Source organism: Streptosporangium lutulentum (genome assembly GCF_030811455.1).
GTDB lineage: Bacteria > Actinomycetota > Actinomycetes > Streptosporangiales > Streptosporangiaceae > Streptosporangium > Streptosporangium lutulentum.
Genome location: NZ_JAUSQU010000001.1, coordinates 7,391,461 through 7,414,738, shown reverse-complemented (window position 1 = coordinate 7,414,738; position 23,278 = coordinate 7,391,461). Strand labels below are relative to the sequence as shown.

Below are 23,278 nucleotides of genomic sequence, written 5' to 3'. Positions count from 1 at the left end.
AGCCGCTGCTCCGCCCGGCATTTCTCAACAATTCAGAAGGCGAGTTTCATGGTCAGCCGTGCTCACGGGCGTCCAGTTCTGAGGATCGAGGGGCTAAGATTTGCGGTTTCCGGTCGCCACTTGTTCGGAACGCTTTCGTTTGAGCTCCGATCAGGGGAATCAGCGGTTCTCTGCGGACCAAGCGGAACCGGAAAAACCACCCTGCTGAACTGCATCATGGGGCTCACCGCGCCCGACGATGGAGCGATCTACGTCGCTGGTGAAAACATCCTCAAGCTACCAAAGCGGCGTCTGGCTGAACATCGGCGCGAGTACATCGGCATGGTCTTCCAATTCGGGGAACTATTGCCCGAATTGTCGCCAGTCGAGAACGTCGCCATCGCGGCGCTGCTGGCTGGGCAACCACGCCGGAACGCATACCACAACGCCGAGGCGCTGCTCCGTGACCTGGGCGTGCCCGTCTCCGGAACGCCGACAGGGTTGCTGTCCGGTGGGGAGAGGCAACGCACAGCCGTCGCGCGGGCGTTAATCACCGAGCCCGTGCTGCTGCTTGCCGACGAACCGACCGGCGCGCTCGATCAGCAGGCCCGCGAGTCGGTAGCAGAGTTGCTATTCACCGTGCCACGCGTGCGTGACTGCGCGCTGCTGGTGGTGACCCACGACGAAGCGGTGGCCCGCCGGGCTGACCGCAGATTCGACCTGCGTGGCGGTAATCTCGCGGAGACCAGGTCATGAGCCCTCTGTGGCGTCAATTGCTGCGCATCGGGTTCGCAGCTGGAAGGGGCGCGCCAGGAAGTCGAATTAGGTTCGCCGGGCTGCTACTGGCCTCGGCGGTGTTGACGACTACGATGCTGGCCGGCCTTGTCGTGGTGGCGACCTACGACGGTCGTGAGCAACGGGATGCGGCACGCGGACCGGTTCCTGCAGGCAACGACGTGCGCAGGCCAGCCGTGTGGCTGAACATCAACAGGGACGCTATCGGAACCGTGCCCCACTCGGTAATTCACGTGGAGCCGCTCGCCGAGTCCGTCAGTCCGCCGCCGGGATTACCGCGCTGGCCTGAACGGGGTGAGGTATTCCTGTCCCCGGCGCTCCTGGAAGCTGGTGCCAGGGAGCGCATTCTCCACAGGTACGGGACGTTCGCAGGACTCATCGGAGATGCCGGGCTATCTTCTCCGGGCGAGCGGTTGGCGTATGTGCGGCCCGACGTAGTCGGCGGGTATGAGGGCTGGCGCGGGATCAAACGGTTCGGTGGGGTAAACACCATGCTGATCGGCGACTCGCGAGATGTCGCGCCGATTGGACAGTTCCTCACTATGCTAGTGGCCACACTGGGGGTCGCGGCGGCTGTTCTGCTAGTCATCGCTGTTCGATGCGGCTCTGCGGCTAGAGATCGGCGAACGGAGCTACTGGCGGCACTGGGTGCGTCGTGGCGACATCGGGCTCTGCTGAACATGGGCGAGGGCGTCGTCCCAGCGCTGGCCGGTGCGGTGATCGGCTTGACGCCTTACCTGGCTACGCTGGTCACAACCGTCCGCCTGCCGGGGCCGGAGTATATGATCAATTCGGCTGACACCCGAGCGTGGTTGTGGGCAGTGCCGCCAACCGTGGCCGCCTCCGTCATCTTCGTACTGCTGGCCATCGTGACGCTGCACCGGGTGGACGCGGGCGGCCGTTCGGGGCGCCCGCGGACGTTCACGGGACGGGTGCCCCGGTGGAGGCTCGTCGCCGGTGTAGCTGGGCTAGTGGGGATCGTACTCACCCCATATTTGCCGCGCATGTTCGGTTTTCTGGCCTATCTTGGCGGCACAGCGGTGTTGTGGGCTGCACTTCCTTCGGCGTCGGCGATCGTGATCCAGCGGTTCGGCGGCGTGATGGCTGCATGGGCCGCAAAGGCAGGGCACGTTGCGATGCTGATCGCGGGGCGGTGGACAGCCGCGCGCCCTGGCATCGTGGTCCGCCTGACTGCGGTCATTGTCATCGGGATCGGGATCGTCGTACAAGCACAGGTATGGACCAGCAGACTCGGCGACTCATCAGAGAGGGCCCTTGAGTTCCAGAAGAGTCTTCAGGACAGCGTTTTGGTCGTCAGTTCCCCCTATCTAGACAGTGAGTCGATCGAGTCTTTCGTCGGGAAGCTTCCGGCGGGCTCGGCGACGCTGGGCGTGGTAGCACCGGAGGATGAGACACAGCCGAGACGGCTCTGGGGCTCCTGCGCTGCCGTGGATGGGCTGGTGTCGGACTGCTTTGGGAATCGGGTGTCGTTGCGGGACGGCGATATTCGGGCGCAAACGCTGGTCGGTCATTTCCGGCGGAGCGGAGACGACGTGCAAGTGCGCTTGACGAATGAGCGAAGCGCTTGGCCGCGTGTCCAGGAACTCGTCGTCGTCTCAGCGGTCGGGACAGGTGGGCTGGCGGTGCAAGTGAATGAGGAGGCGCATCGGGCGTTCGCCCTGGCGGAGGTAAACCGCCCCGGTGACACCTGGGCTCAGGGGTCAAATAGGTTGACGACGATTTCCTCCTGGGTCGTTTTCCTGGTCACGGTCGTGCTGAGTGTGCTCTTGGTGGCGATGGGGTTGAGTTCGGCGGCCGAGTTCCTGACATTCACCGCCGCGCTCGCACCGTTGACCGTGCTCACCGAGCGGCGGCGGTTCGTGTTCGGCGTGGCCGCCTGGAACCTTGTGGCGCCCTGCCTGATCGCGGTCGCGGCAGGGGTGGCAATAGCAGCTTGGCAAGGCAACTTCTTCGTGGCGATGTCAAGGTCTGGAGATATGTCGTGGAGCCTATTGGCGAATGTGGCCGTGACGACAGCGGGGTTGTCGCTCGCCATTGGAGCGGCTGGTGGTGCGAACGCCGTCCGCGTCGCCGCCCGCTGGCGCCCCGTGGCCGACTGAACTAACACTCCAGCCGCGCGTGATCCCGCTGGGCCATGGCCACGTGCGGACTCACGCACTCATCAAGCAGGATCACAACGTGCCCCCGCCGGCTCAGACGGGGGATAGACCTTGCGTAGCTCCGCATAGCGGAACGCGATTCGGCGAGCAGCTCGGACAGGTTCTATCGCCGGATGCCAGGCGTAGGTGAACCGCTGACGCCGAGCGTCCCAGCCGGTACGCCACCAATAGCGATCATCCTTACACCAGACGACCAGGCCCACCCAGACCGACACCAGCGCCAGCCCATACCCGTCATGGACATCGGCTGTGATGTCCAGCCGTTCCAGTTCGGCCCGAAGCTCTTCGGCCGAGTCGACGGGAGTCAGCGCGGCAAGATCCATATCGGTCATCGACGGATTCATGCCCCCAGTGGACCGCCCGTGGTTGAGTCGGCATAAGCGTGTGATCGACCGTGGACATGGGAGTCGGTTCACACCCCGTGTGAAAGCGATCCAGTCGTGACAGCCGCCTTGAGTGGATGCCCTCTCCGCAGCGCACGGGGCTGTTTACACTCCGAGCAAGAGCGGCAGCGTGCGGAAGGCGGGTCGATGAGCGAGCCGAACATCCTGCTTGACTCTCTGCTCGCCGAGGCGGGGATCTCACACGCCGGGCTCGCCGCGCGCATCAACAGCGCCACATCCACCGCCCGACGCCCGACCCGTTACGACCACACCGCCGTCGCCCGATGGATCAGAGACGGGGCGGTCCCCCGAGGCGATGTGCCGGAAATCATCTGCGAGATCATCGGGGACAAGATCTGCCGGCCCTTGTCGCTCGCTGACATCGGCATGATGCGCGCCGGAACAGGCCGAGACGAGCCGGATCTACCGCGAGCCGTTGATCAGGCAGTGGCGTTGTGGCGCGGAGACCTCAGCAACAAGGTGTTCCCGGCAGGGGCTTCGATGATCGACGGACCGGCTGCCGTCGCGCCCGTCTTCGCGTGGGAGAACCCTCCTCATGAGCTGGACGTCTCCCACCGAGGCCCGCACCCGGTGAGCATGGACGATGTCCAGGTACTCAAGGACGCCCGCAATCGCTACGAACAGATGTACCGCCGTGTCGGGGGTGTGCCGGTACGGCCGCGCGTCGTGGCCTTTCTCAACTCCGGCGTGGCACCTCTGCTGAAGGGGGGCCATGACGATCGCACGGGCCGGGAACTGTTTCGGGCAGCCGGTGGCCTGGTCGCGCTCGCGGGCATCTGCGCTTACGACTCCGACCGTCACGCGCTCTCAGCGCTACCTGTTCCACGCCCTGCGGATGGCCAAGGCATCCGGCAACCTGGCGTTCGGCGGCTACGTGGTCGCCCTGCTGGCGAATCAGGCCATGTCCCGGGCGAAGTACCGGTACGTCATCCAATACGCCGAGACCGCGTTGCGCGGCGCGCGTGGGCATCTGAGTCCGGCCCTGGTCACCGACCTGCACACGCTTCAGGCCAAGGCGTACGCACGGGTGGGAGACCGGGCGAGCTGTCACGCGCACCTACGCCGCTCGGAGACCACCGCCGCTCAAATCCGCCAGGGTGACGAGCCGCCCGAGACCGGATACGTGCAGCCGGGCCTGCTGGAGTGTCAGCACGCTGAGGCCCTACGGCGGCTTGGTGATCTCACCGCCGCCCAGACCAATGCCGAAGAGGCGCTTCGTTCCGCCGATACCTGCCATCTACGCGGCCAGACTCACCGGCTCGCGACCCTTGCTCTCATCCTGACCGAGCGCGGTGACCTGGACCACGCCGTCATCACCGCTGAGACGATGCTCGACCGCGCGCAGGGCATGGAGTCCGAACGCATCGCCGAACGGGTCGCCATGGTGGCCGATGCTCTGCGTCCCTTCGAAGCCCGCGTGGTCGGGGAGTTTCTGACACGTGCACATCAGCAGGCACGCGTGCCCTTGTAGCGTGAAGCCGAGATCAGGCAACCACGCTGGGAGCACGTCGCATGCGCTGGCAGGTCAACTCCGAAGAACCCCTCTACACCGATCCGTGGCTTGATATCCGGGTGGCGGATGTGGAGCTTCCCGACGGCAGGCACCTGGACCATCGGCTGATCCGTACCGCGCCGGGAGCCGGTGCCGTCGTCACCGACGATCAGTGTCGGGTGCTGATGATCTGGCGGCACAGGTTCATCACCGACACGTGGGGATGGGAGATCCCCATCGGGAAGATCGACGACGGCGAGGGGCCGATGACGGCCGCCGCACGCGAGACGGAGGAGGAGACCGGATGGAGGCCCGGACCGCTGCGCGCACTGCTGCGCATCCAGCCGACAAACGGTATCTCGGACTCGGTCCACCACATCTTCCGCGCCGACAGCGCCACCTACACCGGTCCGCCGACCGAGGCATGGGAGGCCGAGCGCGTCGAGTGGGTACCCCTCGCCGACATCCGTGAATTGGTCGGCAAGGGCGACATCGTGAGCGGCACCAGCATGGCTGCGCTGCTCTACGTTCTTACCGAGCCGTAGAAACAGAGCGCTGCGTGCGTGGTCGGAGCAGTCATCAGTCAGAGGTCGAATGATCACGCTCACGAGCCACTCGGCGAGCGGTGGCGATGCGTTGCCGAGCCAGTTCAGCCCAAAAGGGTTCAGTCCGGGAAAGGGCCGGAGGCCGGTGGATAAGCCCGGCGAATGATCGGCCCCACCGTGAAGCGACCGACACCGCGCAGGTGTGGGCCGGGGTCGGCTCCCAGGAGGGCTGTCGTGCCCCCGGCGTCCGCTGGGAGGCATCCATAAGCATCCTCAATGGATCGAGCCCGGGAGGTGTGGGGTGGGCAGGATTTCCCCGTCCGATCCGCCTCAGTGCATGGAGTCAGCGTGACCGCCGTACGTACATCACCGTTTCCCACCTCCACGGTCCTCGGGTATCCGAGGATCGGTCCCCGCCGTGAGCTGAAGCGGGCGCTGGAGTCCTACTGGGGCGGTCGTTCGACCAGCGAGGACCTGCACGGGGTGGGGTCCGGGCTGCGCGAGGAGAGCTGGCGGCGGCTCGGCACGCTCGGCCTGGGCGCGTCGCCGTCCAACACCTTCTCGTACTACGACCAGGTGCTCGACACCGCGATGCTGCTGGGCGCGGTCCCCGAGCGGTATCGCGGGCGGTCGGACGAGGACGCCTACTTCGCGATGGCCCGCGGCACGGAGGGCGTCGCGCCGCTGCGCATGACCAAGTGGTTCGACACGAACTACCACTACATCGTCCCGGAGATCGGCGTCGACACCGTCTTCCGGCTCGACGCCGCCAAACCCCTCTCGGAGGTACGGCAGGCGCGTGCGCTGGGCGTCGAGACCCGGCCCGTCCTCGTCGGCCCGGTGACGTTCCTCCTGCTGTCGCAGGCAGCGCCCGGCGGTCCGGCCGGATTCGTGCCGCTGGACCGGCTGGCCGACGTGCTCGGCGTGTACGAGCGGTTGCTCGCGGCACTCGCCGCCGAGGGCGTCGCCTGGGTACAGCTGGACGAGCCCGCGCTCGTGGCGGACCGTACGGACGCGGAACTCGCCGCCGTCCGGACCGCCTACGAGTGGCTCGGCTCCCTGCCCGACCGGCCGTCGCTGTTCGTCGCCTCGTACTTCGGTGATCTCGGTGACGCGCTGCCGGTCCTCGCGGGCACGCCGGTCGAGGCGATCGGCGTGGACCTGGTGCACGGCGGCCCGGGACACGGCGGGCAGGCGGACGGCGGGCAGGGACACGGCGGGTGGGCGGACGGCGACCTCTCCCGGCTGGACGTCCTCGCCGGGAAGATCGTCGTCGCCGGGGTGGTCTCCGGGCGCGACGTCTGGCGCACCGACACCGAGCGGGCGCTCGCCACGCTGCTCGCCGTACGCGACCGGGTGGGCGACGTGGTCGTGAGCACCTCCTGCTCCCTCCTGCACGTCCCGTACGACGCCGACCTTGAGACGGACCTCGACCCGGCACTGAGGCGGCGGCTGGCCTTCGCGGACCAGAAGGTGGCCGAGGTGGTCGAGCTGGCCGGCCTGCTGGCCTCGATTCCGCGCGGCGGAACGGCTCCGCCGGCGTCCGGGGCATTCGGCGCGGGGCCGTCGGCGTCCGTGGCGTCGGTCTCGGGGCCGCGGAGGCCGGTGCCGGCCGAAGGAACGCCAGTGTCCGACGTACGGATCGAAGGGACGCCGGTGTTCGACGCACCGGTTGAGGCGCCGTCGGCGCGAGAGGGCCGGAGCCCGTACGCGGTGCGGGCGGCGGCGCAGGCCGAGCACCTGCGGCTGCCGACGCTCCCGGTCACCACGATCGGTTCGTTCCCGCAGACCGGCGAGTTGCGGGCGGCCCGCGCGGCGATGGTCGCGGGGGAGCTGGACGAGGCCGGGTACGAGCACCGGGTCCGCGCCGAGATCGAGCGGGTCGTCGCCCTGCAGGAGCGGCTCGGGCTGGACGTGCTCGTCCACGGTGAGCCGGAACGCAACGACATGGTGCAGTACTTCGCCGAGCACCTCGACGGCTTCGCGGTCACCCGCCACGGCTGGGTGCAGTCGTACGGGTCGGATTGTCCTCTACCCAAACTTCCGTGTAGCCTGGAATCAGGGCGACCACCAGGAGGAACGTGTGCGCGTGCTGGCAGTCAAGCGGATCAGCAGGGACACAGAGCAGTCATCGGCGCTGGAGCGCCAAGACGTCCGACTCTCAGAGGCCGTCAGGAAGGGCAACCACACCCTCGCAGGCTGGGTAGAGGACGCCACCGTCTCCGGCTCGATCAACCTGGACAAGCGGCCCTCTCTGGCCAAGTGGCTCGTGTCACCACTGATCCACGAGTGGGACGGCATGATGGTCACAGCCCAGGACCGGATCACCCGAGACGACCTTCACTGGGCCGCCTTCGTCGGCTTCGTGATGGAGAACGACAAGACCGTCATCGTCCTCGACGACCCTGCCTTCGACCTGTCCACCCCCAACGGCCGAATGATCGCCCACATCAAGGCCACACAGGCAGCCAACTACCGCAACGACGTCGTCAAAAAGCGCCTGGACCAGCTCGAATATTTCCGGGATGAACAGCTCTGGTCAGGCGGCTCCTGGCCCTTCGGCTACCGGGCGATCCGCATCGAGCACAAAGAGACGCCGCGCTGGCGTCTCGACATCGACCCCATCACAGGCCCCCTCATCCGGGAAGCCTACGAGCGCCTGGTGAACAAAAACGGCTCCATGGGCGGCATCGCCGACGACTGGAACGCCCGTGGCATCATGACCGCCCGCGACCACCAGAGGCACATCAACGCCCTCAACGGCCGCGAGAACGTCTCGAACACGCCTGTGGGTACCAAGTGGCGGACCAACTCGATCAGGTCGGTCCTGACCAACTCAGCCCTGATGGGCTACGCGGTCCACAAGGGCGAGATCCAGAAGAAGAACGGCCTACCGGTGCAGTGGGCCGAGGAGATCCTCACCCCCGAGGAATTTAAACAGCTACAGGACGTCGTAAACCTTCGCGGCGCATCACAGCGAGGCGTGGACCGAAGGACCACAGATCTGGCCGGCGTCTTCCACTGCCGGTGCGGCGAGGTGCTGCACGGCAGCTCGTCCACCAAGAAGAGGAAGACAGTCCCAGCGAAGACCTACAACTGGTACATCTGCAAGACCCAGTGGACCGACCACAAGTGCCAGTACGCAACCTCCTGGTTGCGGGAGGTTCTGCAAATGCACCTGGAGGAGATGTTCCTCACCATCGCTGGCGGCCTGGAGATCACCAACAAGACCTACGTCCCCGGCTCCGACCGGACATCCGACATCAACCAGCTCAAGGAAGCCCTGAACAACCTGACGGGCAACCTCGTCCACATGAAGCCCGGCAGCGCCTCAGCCAACGCAGTCATCAAGGCCATGGAGGACCACGAAGCAGCTCTCGCCGAGCTGGAGGCCCTGCCCGTGGTTCCGTCCCGGTGGGTCGAGACAGGCACTGGTGAGACCTTCCGCGAGTTCTGGGAGCGTAACCCGGACTGGAAGACTCGCGCCGCCCTGCTGCGCAAGACCGGCGTCCGGATGTACGTGGGCGGAAGCCCGAACGCTCCAGACCTGGAACTGCTCCTTCCCGGAGACCTCCAGCGACGCATCAACGACGCGTTCTCCGACACCGTGGAACCCGGCTACCTACAGGAGGCCAAGCGCTGGGCAGGGGAGGCCGTGGCGGAACAGAGGGAGCTTGAGGCGGCTATGAGGGAGGCCGCCATGAAGAGGGCTTAAGAGCTGCTAGAGGCTGGGGGTACCACGACGGTGCCCCCACTTCTTTCTTCTCTCTCGGGGGTGGCCCATGTGGCGGGGGGTACCGCCTGGACGGTACCTACTTCTTTCTTCTTCATATCGGGGGAGTCGTGTGCGCACCGGAGCCTTAGCTGCGGTGGCCGGCAACCCTCGATGGACTTCTTTCTTCTTGATCAGGGGTGCCACGCAAGGCCCTACTCCGCAGCCTCGATCTTCTCCGCTGCGCCTTCCAGGACGTAGCTGCCGGTCCCCACTTCGGTCTCGACCAGGCCCTCCTCACGGAGGGCCTTGTGGACCTTCTGCGCCACGGTGTTCGACATCTCGAACTCAGCCATCAGCTCATGCACCGTAGGCACGCGATCTCCAGGAGCCAGCTCGCCAGAGCGGATTCGCTCCTTGATGGCCCTGAACGCCTGCTTCCACTTGGAGCGCTGGGGATGGATGGCGGTCACAAGACGCCACCGTAGGTAGCCGTATTATCCTCAACATAGCCACACGCTAAGACACTGCGATACACATAGTGATGGTTTAATACACCTAGATACGGCTACCATGCACTGCATGGACATGTACCTGGTGGACCTGTCGCGTGAGCAGCGGTTGCTGACCCTACTCCTCCGCAAGATCGCCGATGAGGGAATCGCAGCATGGCTGCGGGGCATGGAGCTGGAGGCTGGCCCCAGCAAGCAGCGTGGGATTTCGTGGATCTGAGGGTTACTACATCTAGGCGCACTTAAATACATCTACCGAGCCTGATGGCTCGGAGCTTCGGAGGTCGGAGACGTGGCGCTTCGGGACTGGACCATCATCGGGAACGTGGCTGTAAGAGAGGGCACCGGCCAGCACATCACCGTCGCTGCCAGGCAGGCGAAGGATGTGCCGGCCGTGATCCGTGACTGGGAGAAGCTGGACCGCGCCAGGATGCTCCACGACCTGGGGGAGTTGGGCCGGTTGGTGGACCAGGCCCTGGCCAAGGTCAAGATGCGCGCCAGCGCATGCGTCAGCTATGGCGACCGCTAGGAGATCGTTGGCACCTTTTTCGGGACCTCCCGAATATGGTCCTGAGCTGCGGCGATGCACTCTGGTTCTTTAATAACCAGAGTGGGATTCAGTCAACGAACACCAGGTCAGCCAGGTTAATCACCGGATTAGCCTGGGCTGGCCGGCCAACCGGGAACAAGTTACTGGGCTCAGTAACATGCCTCTGAGCTGGAGCATCTTAGCGTCGGCACTAACATGCCCCTGGCCTGGGATGACGCCGTATGACGGACAAAATGTCCGTCTATCGAAGGGGTGATTAAAGTACGGAGTATCTGAGCTGGGCAAACGTCGTATGAGTGACGCTACGCCACCCATTCCCGCAAGGGTAACGATTCGTTACCCTTGCCTGGCCTGGGACGGGGCGCACACCCTCCGCCAGGGGTGCTCTAACAGCACACCTTCTGACCTGCGTACTGGCGAACGCATCCACATCGCGGATGCCTTCGGCCTCTCCCACATACCGATGGACCCAGGTGGCGCTGCCACGGAAAGTATCGGTCAGACCGATACTTGCTCTGACCTGCACGACCACACGTCATTAGTAGTGACGGGTAGCTCTGGCCGGCAAGGTCCTCAAACCCGAGCTGTGGGCCGTATCCACAAACCCGAACCACATCCATAAACCCGATCCTCAAACCCGTGTCCATAAACCCGTTCGTATCCGTAAACCCGATCCTGTAGCGCCGCCCTCACGGCGCACTCTCCACTGGCAGCTCTCGCCTCGGAGGGTGGGTGCACTGCACTCTCCCTCCTCGGTCACCACCGCTACTCTCGCCGCAGCTCAGCTTCGCTCAGCGCCACTCTCAGCTCAGCACTCCGCGGCTCGGCACTCCGCTCACTCCGCCTGCTCTGCTCCGCTCTGCTGTGCTCTCGCCACTCGGCCGGCACTACCGCCACCATTCATAGTTGTCATCTTCTTAGTCGCCGCCTACAGGGCGGCATATTTAACAACAGCGCCGCCATACTCACGTACTGGCCCTGGCCCATACAGGGCCAGGTAGTAGGACACAGAGGCAGGAACAGTGTGAACGGGCAGATAGAGGACAGAACAGACAAAGGTGATGAAGGGTGAGAATGAGGCACAGACAGGACAAGGACGATGAACAGCGCAGAGTAGGACAGAGGGGATGAACTGGACAGTGAGGACAGGCAGGGACAGAGTGGGGCAGAGAAAGGCCAGGTCAGGCGAGGTGTGTGGCCGAGAAAGAAGTAAGTAAGCGGGCATGCTGCGTGGTGGACTGCTCTCTCTGCGTGGCCTAGGGCGTGGGGCGCGGGGCGTCCCCACAGGTCAGCAGGGGTGGGGGGGGTGCCTAGGCTCACGCGCACGCGAGCCCAAAGGTCTTGCCTCCTCCGAGAACGTACGGGTCTGGCTCAGGGCCCCGGCAAAGTCGGTTGGGCGGCTCTTGATCATGTGAGGCCGAGGAGGGCCAGAGGGCGGGTGGCGTCTCGGGAGAGGTGCCGGATGGCCTGGGCGAGGTTGGTCGCGCCGGTCAGGCGCAGAACGCCGATGGCGAGGTTGCGCAGGGCGGCCATGTTGCGGGGTGCGTTGCCGGTGCGGGCTTGGGAGTGGTCCTCGCCGTAGGTGACGTCGCGGACGTAGTGGAGCCGATTTTCGATGCTCCAGTGGCCGCGGATCCATGCGGCGAGGTCGGCGGGGCTGGCCTGCCAGGTGGGCAGGCTGGTGATGGCGTAGACGGTCACGGTTCGCCATTTGCCCTGCTTCAGATCCCTGACCTGGCGTTTGATCTGCATGGCTTGGACAGCGTGCGGGAAGAGCAGGCCGGCTTTGACGGTGAGCACCTTCAGCGTGCGGCGTTCCTCGCGGCCGTGTCCGCGATCGCGCCGGCGGTCGGCAATGGGGACCCGTTTCCACAGCAGGCGTTTGAGCTGGGTGTGCAGGCTGGGCTGATTCTTCTTCACGATCAGTATGTAATGGGCGTTCTTCTTGGTCACCAGGAAGGTGGCATGATCGCGCTGGGTGTGCAGCGCGTCGGCGGTGAGGACACATCCGTCCAGGTCAAGACCTTCCAGCAGGGGCTGGAATCGGGTGATCTCGTTCGTTTTGCCGTCCACGTCGGTCTGGGCCAGCACCAAGCCGGAGTTGTGATCGAAGGCGGCCAGCAGGTGCACGGTGCTGTGTTCGGCCAGGCGAGCACCGCGTAGCGCCTTGCCATCCACCGCGATGGCCTGGCGTTGTCGGCCGCGCCCGGATGTCGGGGCGCTTTCGGCGTGTATCTGCAGGCGGGCGGTCAGCCACCCAGTGAGGATCGCATCGAGCATGTCGGCGTCGACAACCTCCAGCAACCGGCGGATCGTCGCCTCGTGTGGTGGCCGATGAGCTCCGATCACGGGGTCGCGTCTGACCTCCAATATGGCCTGGACCTGGACTGGAGCATCAGCGATCCATTCGCCGATCGCGGTGAAGGACCGCGCTCCGGCCAGGACCGCCGCTGCGGCCACTGCCAGTACCGAAGCCAGCGCGTGTCGGATCCCGCGTCGATCGCGCGGATCGGGAACCTGCCGTAACTGATCCAGCAGGCTGGCGTACTCGGCGACTACGACGGGCATGGAGTCGCAGCTCACTTCGGCCAGTTGGTTCAGGGCAGGGTTGATCGGCAATGATGAGGGGGCAGGCACGGCCTTCTCTGATCATTTGGCGTAGAGAACCTCATGATCTCGAAGATCGTGCCTGCTTGCTTACCGGCCGGCTTCGCGTCCGTCACTCCGCGAACCGGACATCACATCATTCAACGCCACTATGCCGGGGCCCTGGGGTCTGGCTCTTTCGCAAATTCACTAGGATTTGCCTATCAACCTGGGTTGACGCCCTTGAGGGCGACCCCGAAACTCCCACTGGGAAATCAGCCATAAAGGTACGGATTCGGGTGACTAGATACACTTCACCTCGGAATACTGGGCCGGTGACCCCCCGCAAGCCACCGCCGCAAGGTGCCAACCCCCGCCCTTCTGCTCGGGCCACCAGGCGTTTCACATTCCCCTCACGGCCACGCCGGAGAAAACGGCTCAGCGACGGCCGCTGGAACGTCCAATGGTTAGCAGCCCTCTCCACCTTCATCGCTGGTCTCATGTCCATCCCCGCGATCGTCATCTCCATGAACGCATTGGAGATCAGTCAACAGCAGCAAGACGACGCCCGAAAGCACCGGGCGGAGGATAAGGCGGAGGCCGACGCCAAGGAGAAATCCGCCTTTGCTAGACGCGTGACCGTCCGGGGTGGTGCTCTACGGAAACCAGGAGAGGGTGAGAGTTGGCGGGTTCGGAACGGCAATTCGCACAACGTGACTCTGTACCTCGGTGTCGGTTACCACTCGGCAGCAGAACCCGATCCGCCCCTACGCTTCTATGCGTATGACATCGCGCCTTGCACTCAAGCTCTTGTGACAGCCCTCCCGCCAGAGGGCAGTGAATCCAGCATCAAAGGCGTCTCCTACCGATTCGCCAGCAAGTTCGACGAAATCGTAGGAGGAACTTTGTGGCCAGTAGATCCAGCCGACGGAGTCTACAAACCCCTTGGCAACGACTGGCTGGGAGATGACATAGGCGGCCTTGAGCCGACAGAGGTCAAAGAAATCACACCATGCTACTGACTTTCACGGCCGCCAGCTCCAGCTCGCGTCAGTCCGATCCATGTGTGTGGGGCCTGCGCCCCTGAAGCTGCTACTGGGCTACAACGCAAAAAAGCCCCGAGCCGTCCACAAAGGACAAGCTCGGGGCTTGGAGTGAGAGGGATCAGCTCTTGGAGGTCAGGACCACTTGACGACGGCCTTGATCAGCCCTTCGGAGCCGACCACGGCAGCGCCGGGGGCGGTGGGCTGCTTGCCTCCAGGGAAGGACAGCACCCGCGCACCGTACAGGTGCAGGGCATCGATCTGGTTGCGGCGGAACTGCTCCACCGGCTGCTCACGGAAGTTCGTGAACTGGCTGGCAAAGGTAGTGAACGACCTGTGGCCTGCGAGAATCTCACAGCCGGCAGGCATCGCCGTGGTGCTGACCACCGTGAAGCCGGCCAGCCGAGCAACCACGCCGTTGGCGGTGGCCTGACCCTCGCCGAGGGCGGCGGCGTTGGCGATGTCCGGGGCGCGCAGCAGGTAGCGCTTCACCTTCGGTGAGACGACCACATACCGCCCGTCCGCCACATTGGCGGTGTCGAGCTTCTCCATCATGTCGAAGATGGTCTCCAGGAGCGCCTCGCCCTTGTCGCGGCTCGCGGTGAGGGTGCTCACGTCCACCTGAGCGGCCGAGGTGGCGGAGGCCGCGATCTTGGCACCGACGAAGGTGTCAGTCTCGTTGACCAGAGCCTGGATGGACTCCTGCGTGGCCGGGGCACCGAGAACCCCGGCGACCTGAACCCGCTCGATGTCGCGGACATAGAAGGCCACATAGTCGGCCTCGGTGATGTCCACGTGCTGCTCGACGGTCTTCAGGTCCTCGATCGTCATGCCCACGGTGTCTTCGTACTTGCCGACGCTGGGCCGGATAATGCCGTTGACCACGACCCGGTCGCCCTTACCGCTGATCTCGCCCTCGTAGTTGCGGTTACAAACCAGGGACGAGGACCAGACGAGCAGCGGGTCGAACTGCCGGAGGAGTTCGTCACTCCACTGAGTGGGAATGAACGAGCCGGTGCCGACGTGCTGATAGGGGGGCATTGGAGTGAGTGCCATTATGTATTTCCTTTGTTAGGTGGGTTAGCGTCGCGCTCGGACATCGAGTGAGAGCTTGGCGTCAGGGATTTTGCTAGACCTTTGCGGGCCGATACCGAGGCTCTGGGAGAAGCGCGGAAGAACGGGAGCGAAGAGGTCCATGAGGTCGGCAATCGCCTCACCGTTCACCGCCCCATCGGCCGCAAAGGCCGACAGGTCGAGCCCTTCAAGCACTGCCTCGTTCAGCTCAATTCCCCGCGCCTTGCCGGCCTGGGCGAACTCGTCGTAGATGAGCTTTCGCGTCCGCTCAGCCTCGATATTGGCGAGAGCCTGCTCCATCTCGGCGTTCCTGGCGTTGACGGCCTCCAGTTCGGCGCTGGTTGCCTTCCACCGTTCCTCGAACGAAGCGCTCTCTTCACCTACCGGTGTGGGGGTTTCCGGAACGGCGACGGGAGTGTCACCCGTCCCCGGATTGGCATCCATTTGGTGTCCTCTCAAGAAGGAAGAAAGAAGTGTCATAGGCCATTTGTTGCGCGACCGCCCTCGTGAGGACTCCTCACGAGTCTTGGTGCGGTGACATGGCCCACAGCAGCAGGCCAGATTGGCCATATCCCAGGTGCCGCCTTCGGCAACTGGGGTGATGTGGTCAACGATGCGGCCGGGGCCGCCACAGAGATAACAGCGCTCCCGGTCTCGGACTCGTACTCGCCGGATCAGGGTGGCTGCGTTCTTCGGCCGCGTCAGATTCCGCGGACTGGTCACCGACCAGGGCACATAGTGGATGTCACATCGACCCTGTTTGATGGCTACTTTCCGGCAGCCATCCGTCAAGCATTTGGAAGGGGCCTTGGGCATCGTCGCTCAGGCGACGGCGGTGACGGGCTCGGTGATGTAGCCAACCGGGCGGTACACCAGCACCAGGCCAAGGGCCGGGTTGATGATGGGCGGGACGCCAACGCTGTGCTCAGCGTTGTGCTCATCGACGGCGAGGAAGGCATCCAGGTCCTCGGGCTCCCAGCGATTCAGATCAGCGGCGGTCTCAATCATGTGCTTGTACGTCATGGTGTTTCCCCTCAATTGGTGTTGCTGGATAGAAATGAAGTGGAGCCCCCCGCTGGCGAGGCGGGAGGCTCCGAAGGATCCCATTGGCAAGTCCCTACTCTCGTAATAACTGTCCCGAGAGAGAAGGGCTGTCGGCCGCAGTCTTTGCGGTACCCGCCTAGCGGGTAGTTCGCAGGTCAGGCCCAATGTGCGGGTGGTCTCGAAGAATGCTCAGGTCAGGCAAACGTTAGTGTGCGCACTAACCTTGTGGATCGGGACTTCGGCAAGGTATGGGGGCAGGTTAGGTGGCGGTTACTGACCCCAGTAACCGCTCCACCCACGAGTCACCCTGTAGAGAGAAAGAAGTAAGTGCCGGCCCCCGGCTGTAGGCCGGAGGGCAGCAGATGGGGTTCCAAAGTTTAGGGCTTCCGTAAGGCCCTGAGATCGATTCTAAGAGCCTCTAGTGATCTCCCCGCTCCGTGGGTGCCAGAAAAGGCTCAGAGGCCCTCTACGGCCCGACGCCGCGGCCTCCAGAGGCATTCAAGACTTCCACCAACCCGGATGACTCTTGAACCATTCGTGGTCCTTGAGATTCGGTGAGTAAAGGCCCAGACGAGTCCGGCCTTCATCCGGTCCCAGATCTCCGCCCAGGTAAGTGCTTTTGGACTGGACGCTGTAGCCGTCATACATTTCGTGAGCATCGAGCCGACGCAGAGAGCGTTTGGTGAAGCCGTATTTCTCGGGGTCATCTTCAGGGGCTCCAGGACGCCTTACCGGGCGTCTGGATGCCAATACGGGGTCATTGGTGATGAGGGCCGCCACAGCGACCTCAGCGGCCTCCTGGGTCTCTCCCTGAGCCATCAAGGAGGCGACACCGAAACAGATGGGTGAGCAGTACTCCCGGCCGCCCCATGTCAGCTCCGCGATCTTGGAGCAGTGTGAGCACTTCTCGTAGGAGCGGTCCCTGGAGGCCAGGTACTCGGTCCTGCCCGCCTTGCGGTGGGCCGTGGAGCAGTAGGACGGGTATCGGCCCCGGCCTCTGGGGTGGTGGAAGCTGCGCCCGCAGGTTGCGTGCTGGCAGCGCAGGGTGACGTGGCCGTGGGGTGTGGTGGTCATGGTGGTCTCCAGACATGCGAAAGGCCCCGGCCATCAAGGGCCAGGGCCGTACAGGAAGGTGGTTGTGAATGCCAGTAGTGCTGAGGTTGGTCGGTCAGGGAGGACCCCGGAGGAGGTCCGACGACGACAACAGGAGGTTGTCTATCCAGGAGGTCCAGTTGGTAGAGGCCAGGACGTCGCAGACAGGACTGGTCTCGTAGGTCTACGTATCCAGGAGTCCAGGGTGGGCCTGTCCTCCTGGGTTAGGAGTGTTATAGGAGCCGACGATCACAGAGGAGGCTCCCTTTGGGGGTCACCTCCTGGACCCGACGACGAAGGAGGAGGGGACAGGTATTTCCCCTTAAGGCTTTCCATTTATCCCCACCCTCTGACCTGGGGTTCTGCAAGAGCCTGGTGAACCTGGTTTGGGGTCCATCTCCAGGTTGTCCCCAACCACAGAGTCAGCATCCAGTCACAGTTCGTGCTGTATCCACCGGTACTCGCCGGTGAAGCACCACGCTGTGTTTGCCCTGACGATGGGGATCTTCTTGCGGTGGAACATCTTCCGGAACTTCTCCTTGGACCCACCGAACTCAGCAGACAGCCGCTCGGAGACCTTGTTCTGTGAGGCTTCTCGATGGAGGTTGACCACGAAGCTGGCAAACTCCATCTCGTCGGGCGCAGGCTCTACGTCCACGGACCAGGAAGCCTGGAGTGCATCCAGCTCCTCGTTACTGAACATGTCCTCGTAGTCGGTCATGCTCAGGCGCTTGGGGCGTTTGGCCGACAGCTTCCGGAAGCTGTCGTGGTTGAAAGGCTCCGTGCCGATGTAGGTGATGTCGTAGCCCTCGGTGTCAGGCTCGATGAACACCGCCTCAGGGACCTCGGTAGCTGCCTCGGTGGACTCCTCAGCAGTTTGTGCGGACGACCACTCCAGGAAGTCCGCAAGCTCCTCGTCACTCAGGATGTATTCGGTGTCCTCGTGAGTGCTGGAGCTCGGGAGCGGCGCTCCAACCCCGAACATGTAGTCGAAGTCCCAGGGCTCGTCAGGCTCGACAGCCTCGATAGGCGGGACGAAATGCGGACGAGGCATGTAGTCAGCAGGGATCTCAAAGCCGGTGTCGATCAAGTGGGTCTCCTGGCTGTCAGATGGAAAGGCCCCCGGCAGGGATGCCGAGGGCCAGATTCGCTGTACGGGTTCAGGACGAGAACGGCCGCCATCGGGCGGTCTCGGGCTCAGGCTCGGTGTGCTCGGCGTGGTCCTCGCAGCGGTCGGCGATCTTGTCAGCGACGCGCCTGCGGCAGCCGGTGAACCCACACTGGTTGATCCGTTCGTTCACGAGCGCTCTTCTTTGATCATGTGAGCGAGGGCCGCGCCCATGCCAAGCACAGCGACCGGGAGCGTTGCTACTGCGGTCGTGATCCCCCACGGAGCAGCCTCATAGCCGAGGCTCACGAGGAGGTGATACGCCACTTGGCCAAGAGCCCCCAGGAGCAGCGAGATCAGTGCGCTCCACTTCGAGAACCGGTGAGCCCGGTGGGTTCTCGGCATGCTCAGCCATGCTCGGAGGGCGATCGCCCCATACGCCTCCAGACTGATCGGCAAGGTGATCGCTGTGTTGATGCTGAAGCCATCCGCGATACCAGGGAGCGGGTGGACCACTCCGAACCCGGCAAGCTCTCCGAGGCCCACCCAGCCGGACCAGACGGCCACGAAGGCGGGGATGGCCAGCAGGACGAGAGGCCAGGTAGCGAGCTTGTGGGATCGTCTAGAGCTGGTCTCGGTGGGCGCGTCCAGTGCGCCCAGGGCGATCTCGTCGCCAGGCTCGGCCGGCACCGGCTCAGGAACCTCAGGTACGGGTTCCGTCTCGGCCACGAGCTTGTCCCTCACCAACTTCGCTCGGGCACCACCGATGTTGAGAGCGGTCTTCAGGTATCGCTGGCTCGGCACCTCACCGGTCTCGGCAGCGATCTCACGGGCTTCCAACACGAGTTCTCCAAGTGTGCGTATCTGCGGTCGGGGGTGTGTCACGGTCTTAGGGGTGGTCTTGGCAGTGGGGGCGGGCGCTCTCGTGAGGAGGTCGGTGGTCATCGTCTTCTCCGGCGCTTGCGCTTGCGGGGTCGCTTGGGCTTCATGTGCTCTCCTGTGGCTGGGCGTCAAAAAACCGCTCGGCATCGGGGCCGGGCGGTCAGGTGTCGTTGGTGGCGGCCTTAGCCGCAGTGGGGTTATTGGGCAGCCTTCCGGCTGAGGCGTCGGGCCTCGTTGCGCTTGGCCACGCAGGGGGTGCAGTAGGTGGCGAAGCCCCCAGGCTTCGAGGCCAGGTTCTGGCGAAAGCTGTCAGCGCTAAGGCGCTGCTGGCACTCCGGACAATGCACCATGCCGTTGGCATCGACCTTCGTGACCTTGGGCCGACCGAGGGGGCGGAGGTCTTCCCGACGACGGATCATCGAGGAGTGCCCCACGCACAACTGCCTGCTGTGCTTAGGACGTCCACAATTCGGATAGGAGCAGGGCTTGCTGTTGTTCGGGTTCCTGGGCATGTTGGCCTTTCATGGAGCTGGTTGATTTAACTGGTCTGGAGATTCCAAGCACGAAGCTTGGAAGCTTAATTACCAGGAGTATTAGTGGCTGGAGAGTGTTACTAGTAGGAGTTGCTATCTACTACCCGGCCTTAAGGGCCGGGTTAGTTAGTTAGTTAGTAGTTAACGGTTAACAACTACTTCCCTTTAGGTCGTAGTTGTTAGTTACGACTACGACTCAACTACGGCCCCCCTTACCCCCCAAGCTCTCGGGGTCCCTGCCCCTGCCTCACATAGGTGTATCCCCCGGACTTCTGCCGGAAGGTCCGGAGCCCTCGCTCCCCCTTCCCGCCTGTTAACCTCGATCTTTCGTGATCTTCGTGTGGTCGGCTGAAGCATTTGGCTGAGGCGTGATTTCGCTTCCTGGTCAGCGTGGTGGCCCGGCTGTCGCGCCGGGTGGGCGGGGTTCCACGAGCCCGTGGGTGTCCTTTCTTGGTCGGTGGAGCGGCTTGATGCTGGTCAGGGCGGTGCCGGCAGGGCTTGCAGGCGGGTGACGGCGGCGATGATCTGCGGTGCCCAGGGCCATCGGGCGGCGATGCGGAGCCGGAGCCGCCGGCCGCCGTGGACCAGGCGTCCGGCGACGGCGAACAGGCGCAGCCGCAAGCGTTTGGGCTCCCAGCGGCGGGCCGGGCCCTGCAGGGCGAGCATCTGCATCCAGGCCATGAGGTCGCCGGCCAACGCGACGATCTCGCACCACATCTGGTTCTGGGTGAAATCGTGCAGCGGCAGGTTGCGCAGGCCGGTGTCCTTGGCGCAGCGGATGCGGTCCTCGGCGCGGGCGCGGCGACGATGGCGCAGCTCCAGATCGGCGAGCTGGCCTTGCTTGGTGTTGGTGACGAAACAGGTGAAGCGGTGCCCGCCGGGGTCGGTGAAGCGCAGCCGCGCACCGGGGTGCGGGCGCTCCCTGCGGACGATGACGCGCATGCCCTTGGGCCAGGAGGTCAGGTTCGCCAGGCCGGTGATCTCGGCGACCCAGGCGCCTGCTCTGACCTGCCCCTCGGCGTCGTAGGCGGGTGTCCACGCGCTGGCGGGCAAGCGACCGATCGCGGCGCCGATGTCGTCGGTGATGGTGAAGCCGATGGAGTATTTCAACCACCGGCCTGGACGGGTCAGCCAGGTGAGGAACTCATGAGTGCCGCCGCCTGAGTCGGTGCGGATCAGAATCTGACGGCGTCGGGCCCGGGGCAGTTGGGCCAGGGCCAAGACGGTGGCGTTGATGTGGTCGGTGGCGGTGTTGGAGCCGGCGTTGCCCGCTCGCAGCACCAGGGCCAGTGGCTCACCGGCTCCGTCGGTGCCGTGGTCGGCGAAGGCGGTCATGGGGTGGAAGCCGAAGGTTTTCTTCCAGGTCGGGGTGGCGTTTTCCTTCTCAGAGTGGGCGATGACGATGGTGGCGTCCAGATCGATGGGGATTAGCTGGCCGTCGGCTCCGGGCGCGGCTGACGCGGCGAGGGTCCAGGCGTGTTCACGGGCGATGGCGCGTGCGCGTCGAATCGCTTTCAGGGCTTTGGCGGTGTCGGTGGCGAGCCGGTCGATCAGCCGGGAGACGGTCGGGTCAGAGGCGATGGGGCCGAACAGTTCCGGCTGAGAGCGCAGTATCGCGATGTCGGCCAGGCAGTCGCCTCCCAGGGCGAGGCTGACGGCGAGATCAGCGATGATCTTTCCGGGATCGTGGATCGCGCGGGCCGGTCGCCATCGTTGCAATTGCTCCGACAGGGCCTGGTCCAGGCCGGTGACGCGCAGCGTTTCCAGCAACAGCAGCGCGCCTGATTGGGAGATGAGCCCGGAGCCGTCGGCGGACATGACGATCTTGGGTCGCGAAGCGATAGTCTTCACGTGAAAAGTGCCTCTTGAGCTGGTGTGGACGGGACCTTAGACAAGTCCGATCATCCCAGTTCAAAGGCACTTTTCTCATGTAAACGATCAAGGCTGGCGATATTCACCGTGAAAGCCCGAGGTTAATAGAGCGGACAAACCTCGAAAGGTCCGGGTATGCCCGAAGAAATTCTTCCGTCGCAGGTCAGAGGGGTGGAGGTTCCCAGGACGTAGGCCGGCCCCGGTCACGGCCGGCCAGGAAAATCCGGTTCCCTTCGACGGGGTTGGGTGCCGCATCGGGGCTCCGACGGCGCTCCAGCGGGGCTCTCCCAGCTCGGAGAAGGGGTACGCACTGGTGCGTACCCTTGGCGGTGACCAGGAGTGTTAGCCTCGGGCTTTCACGGTGAATATCGCCAGCCTTGATCGTTTACATGAGAAAAGTGCCTTTGAACTGGGATGATCGGACTTGTCTAAGGTCCCGTCCACACCAGCTCAAGAGGCACTTTTCACGTGAAGACTATCGCTTCGCGACCCAAGATCGTCATGTCCGCCGACGGCTCCGGGCTCATCTCCCAATCAGGCGCGCTGCTGTTGCTGGAAACGCTGCGCGTCACCGGCCTGGACCAGGCCCTGTCGGAGCAATTGCAACGATGGCGACCGGCCCGCGCGATCCACGATCCCGGAAAGATCATCGCTGATCTCGCCGTCAGCCTCGCCCTGGGAGGCGACTGCCTGGCCGACATCGCGATACTGCGCTCTCAGCCGGAACTGTTCGGCCCCATCGCCTCTGACCCGACCGTCTCCCGGCTGATCGACCGGCTCGCCACCGACACCGCCAAAGCCCTGAAAGCGATTCGACGCGCACGCGCCATCGCCCGTGAACACGCCTGGACCCTCGCCGCGTCAGCCGCGCCCGGAGCCGACGGCCAGCTGATCCCCATCGATCTGGACGCCACCATCGTCATCGCCCACTCTGAGAAGGAAAACGCCACCCCGACCTGGAAGAAAACCTTCGGCTTCCACCCCATGACCGCCTTCGCCGACCACGGCACCGACGGAGCCGGTGAGCCACTGGCCCTGGTGCTGCGAGCGGGCAACGCCGGCTCCAACACCGCCACCGACCACATCAACGCCACCGTCTTGGCCCTGGCCCAACTGCCCCGGGCCCGACGCCGTCAGATTCTGATCCGCACCGACTCAGGCGGCGGCACTCATGAGTTCCTCACCTGGCTGACCCGTCCAGGCCGGTGGTTGAAATACTCCATCGGCTTCACCATCACCGACGACATCGGCGCCGCGATCGGTCGCTTGCCCGCCAGCGCGTGGACACCCGCCTACGACGCCGAGGGGCAGGTCAGAGCAGGCGCCTGGGTCGCCGAGATCACCGGCCTGGCGAACCTGACCTCCTGGCCCAAGGGCATGCGCGTCATCGTCCGCAGGGAGCGCCCGCACCCCGGTGCGCGGCTGCGCTTCACCGACCCCGGCGGGCACCGCTTCACCTGTTTCGTCACCAACACCAAGCAAGGCCAGCTCGCCGATCTGGAGCTGCGCCATCGTCGCCGCGCCCGCGCCGAGGACCGCATCCGCTGCGCCAAGGACACCGGCCTGCGCAACCTGCCGCTGCACGATTTCACCCAGAACCAGATGTGGTGCGAGATCGTCGCGTTGGCCGGCGACCTCATGGCCTGGATGCAGATGCTCGCCCTGCAGGGCCCGGCCCGCCGCTGGGAGCCCAAACGCTTGCGGCTGCGCCTGTTCGCCGTCGCCGGACGCCTGGTCCACGGCGGCCGGCGGCTCCGGCTCCGCATCGCCGCCCGATGGCCCTGGGCACCGCAGATCATCGCCGCCGTCACCCGCCTGCAAGCCCTGCCGGCACCGCCCTGACCAGCATCAAGCCGCTCCACCGACCAAGAAAGG

General features: G+C 64.6%; 18 protein-coding genes and 4 pseudogenes. 11 read left to right on the top strand and 11 right to left on the bottom strand.

The features are described 5' to 3' along the window. Window positions 1-48 precede the first annotated feature (48 nt). Window positions 49-735 (top strand): ABC transporter ATP-binding protein, encoded by a 687-nt coding sequence (locus J2853_RS33190; RefSeq protein ID WP_307564647.1) that lies wholly within the window; start codon window positions 49-51, stop codon window positions 733-735. After that, entirely contained in the window at window positions 732-2,894 is a 2,163-nt protein-coding gene (locus J2853_RS33185; protein WP_307564646.1) for an ABC transporter permease family protein, read from the top strand. The genes J2853_RS33190 and J2853_RS33185 overlap by 4 nt, the downstream gene beginning before the upstream one ends. 62 nt (window positions 2,895-2,956) lie before the next feature. On the opposite strand, the gene J2853_RS33180 is transcribed toward J2853_RS33185, so the two are convergent. Then, the gene (locus tag J2853_RS33180; protein WP_307564645.1) at window positions 2,957-3,298 is read right to left on the bottom strand and encodes a hypothetical protein; all 342 of its coding nucleotides are present in this window, start codon (window positions 3,296-3,298) and stop codon (window positions 2,957-2,959) included. Window positions 3,299-3,484: 186 nt separating this feature from the next. Here J2853_RS33180 and J2853_RS48225 point away from each other — a divergent pair. From J2853_RS48225 to J2853_RS33160, 5 genes and pseudogenes are all read left to right on the top strand, one after another. Further along, window positions 3,485-4,829: pseudogene (locus J2853_RS48225) on the top strand (NsdA family TPR-like regulatory protein). 41 nt (window positions 4,830-4,870) lie between these two features. Next, window positions 4,871-5,395 (top strand): NUDIX hydrolase, encoded by a 525-nt coding sequence (locus tag J2853_RS33170; protein WP_307564643.1) that lies wholly within the window; start codon window positions 4,871-4,873, stop codon window positions 5,393-5,395. Window positions 5,396-5,671: 276 nt separating this feature from the next. Further along, window positions 5,672-7,420: pseudogene (gene metE / locus J2853_RS33165) on the top strand (5-methyltetrahydropteroyltriglutamate--homocysteine S-methyltransferase); the annotation flags it as partial. After that, window positions 7,323-7,832 (top strand): annotated as a pseudogene (locus tag J2853_RS47990) (recombinase family protein); the annotation flags it as partial. The pseudogenes metE and J2853_RS47990, both read left to right, overlap by 98 nt. Further along, window positions 7,833-9,110 carry a recombinase family protein gene (locus J2853_RS33160; protein WP_370879548.1) on the top strand — a complete coding sequence of 426 codons (1,278 nt, stop codon included), beginning with the start codon at window positions 7,833-7,835 and terminating at the stop codon, window positions 9,108-9,110. Window positions 9,111-9,322: 212 nt separating this feature from the next. Here the strand turns inward: J2853_RS33160 and J2853_RS33155 are convergent, their stop codons facing one another. Next, window positions 9,323-9,580: a winged helix-turn-helix domain-containing protein gene (locus J2853_RS33155; RefSeq protein ID WP_307564641.1), complete on the bottom strand. Its 258-nt coding sequence runs from the start codon at window positions 9,578-9,580 to the stop codon at window positions 9,323-9,325. Window positions 9,581-9,689: 109 nt separating this feature from the next. On the opposite strand from J2853_RS33155, the gene J2853_RS33150 reads away from it, so the two are divergent. Both J2853_RS33150 and J2853_RS33145 read left to right on the top strand, forming a co-directional pair. Further along, a complete protein-coding gene (locus tag J2853_RS33150; protein WP_307564640.1) occupies window positions 9,690-9,839 on the top strand; it encodes a hypothetical protein in 150 nt (49 codons plus the stop codon). 105 nt (window positions 9,840-9,944) lie between these two features. Next, window positions 9,945-10,148, top strand: coding sequence for a hypothetical protein (locus J2853_RS33145; protein WP_307564639.1), 204 nt, complete (start codon window positions 9,945-9,947; stop codon window positions 10,146-10,148). Between the two features lie 1,428 nt (window positions 10,149-11,576). Here the strand turns inward: J2853_RS33145 and J2853_RS33140 are convergent. Continuing rightward, on the bottom strand, window positions 11,577-12,737 hold the full coding sequence (locus tag J2853_RS33140; RefSeq protein WP_307555645.1) for an ISAs1 family transposase: 1,161 nt from the start codon (window positions 12,735-12,737) through the stop codon (window positions 11,577-11,579). Window positions 12,738-13,282: 545 nt separating this feature from the next. On the opposite strand from J2853_RS33140, the gene J2853_RS33135 reads away from it, so the two are divergent. After that, window positions 13,283-13,777 (top strand): hypothetical protein, encoded by a 495-nt coding sequence (locus J2853_RS33135; RefSeq protein WP_307564638.1) that lies wholly within the window; start codon window positions 13,283-13,285, stop codon window positions 13,775-13,777. 156 nt (window positions 13,778-13,933) lie between these two features. Here the strand turns inward: J2853_RS33135 and J2853_RS33130 are convergent, their stop codons facing one another. From J2853_RS33130 to J2853_RS33100, 8 genes and pseudogenes are all read right to left on the bottom strand, one after another. Further along, on the bottom strand, window positions 13,934-14,854 hold the full coding sequence (locus J2853_RS33130; RefSeq protein ID WP_307564637.1) for a phage major capsid protein: 921 nt from the start codon (window positions 14,852-14,854) through the stop codon (window positions 13,934-13,936). A gap of 24 nt (window positions 14,855-14,878) precedes the next feature. Then, window positions 14,879-15,316 carry a hypothetical protein gene (locus tag J2853_RS33125; protein ID WP_307564636.1) on the bottom strand — a complete coding sequence of 146 codons (438 nt, stop codon included), beginning with the start codon at window positions 15,314-15,316 and terminating at the stop codon, window positions 14,879-14,881. An 87-nt stretch (window positions 15,317-15,403) separates the two neighbouring features. Next, window positions 15,404-15,688, bottom strand: a pseudogene (locus tag J2853_RS47985) (HNH endonuclease); the annotation flags it as partial. A gap of 6 nt (window positions 15,689-15,694) precedes the next feature. After that, complete coding sequence (locus J2853_RS33120) at window positions 15,695-15,895, bottom strand: hypothetical protein (protein ID WP_307564635.1); 201 nt, start codon at window positions 15,893-15,895, stop codon at window positions 15,695-15,697. Window positions 15,896-17,441: 1,546 nt separating this feature from the next. Further along, window positions 17,442-18,098 (bottom strand): hypothetical protein, encoded by a 657-nt coding sequence (locus tag J2853_RS33115; protein ID WP_307564634.1) that lies wholly within the window; start codon window positions 18,096-18,098, stop codon window positions 17,442-17,444. 70 nt (window positions 18,099-18,168) lie between these two features. Further along, complete coding sequence (locus tag J2853_RS33110) at window positions 18,169-18,309, bottom strand: hypothetical protein (protein WP_307564633.1); 141 nt, start codon at window positions 18,307-18,309, stop codon at window positions 18,169-18,171. Continuing rightward, window positions 18,306-19,061: a hypothetical protein gene (locus J2853_RS33105; RefSeq protein ID WP_307564632.1), complete on the bottom strand. Its 756-nt coding sequence runs from the start codon at window positions 19,059-19,061 to the stop codon at window positions 18,306-18,308. The genes J2853_RS33110 and J2853_RS33105 overlap by 4 nt, the downstream gene beginning before the upstream one ends. A gap of 947 nt (window positions 19,062-20,008) precedes the next feature. Continuing rightward, window positions 20,009-21,382, bottom strand: coding sequence for an IS1380 family transposase (locus J2853_RS33100; protein WP_307556262.1), 1,374 nt, complete (start codon window positions 21,380-21,382; stop codon window positions 20,009-20,011). A 489-nt stretch (window positions 21,383-21,871) separates the two neighbouring features. Here J2853_RS33100 and J2853_RS33095 point away from each other — a divergent pair, with 489 nt between their 5' ends. Beyond that, window positions 21,872-23,245 carry an IS1380 family transposase gene (locus J2853_RS33095; RefSeq protein WP_307556262.1) on the top strand — a complete coding sequence of 458 codons (1,374 nt, stop codon included), beginning with the start codon at window positions 21,872-21,874 and terminating at the stop codon, window positions 23,243-23,245. Window positions 23,246-23,278: the final 33 nt, after the last annotated feature.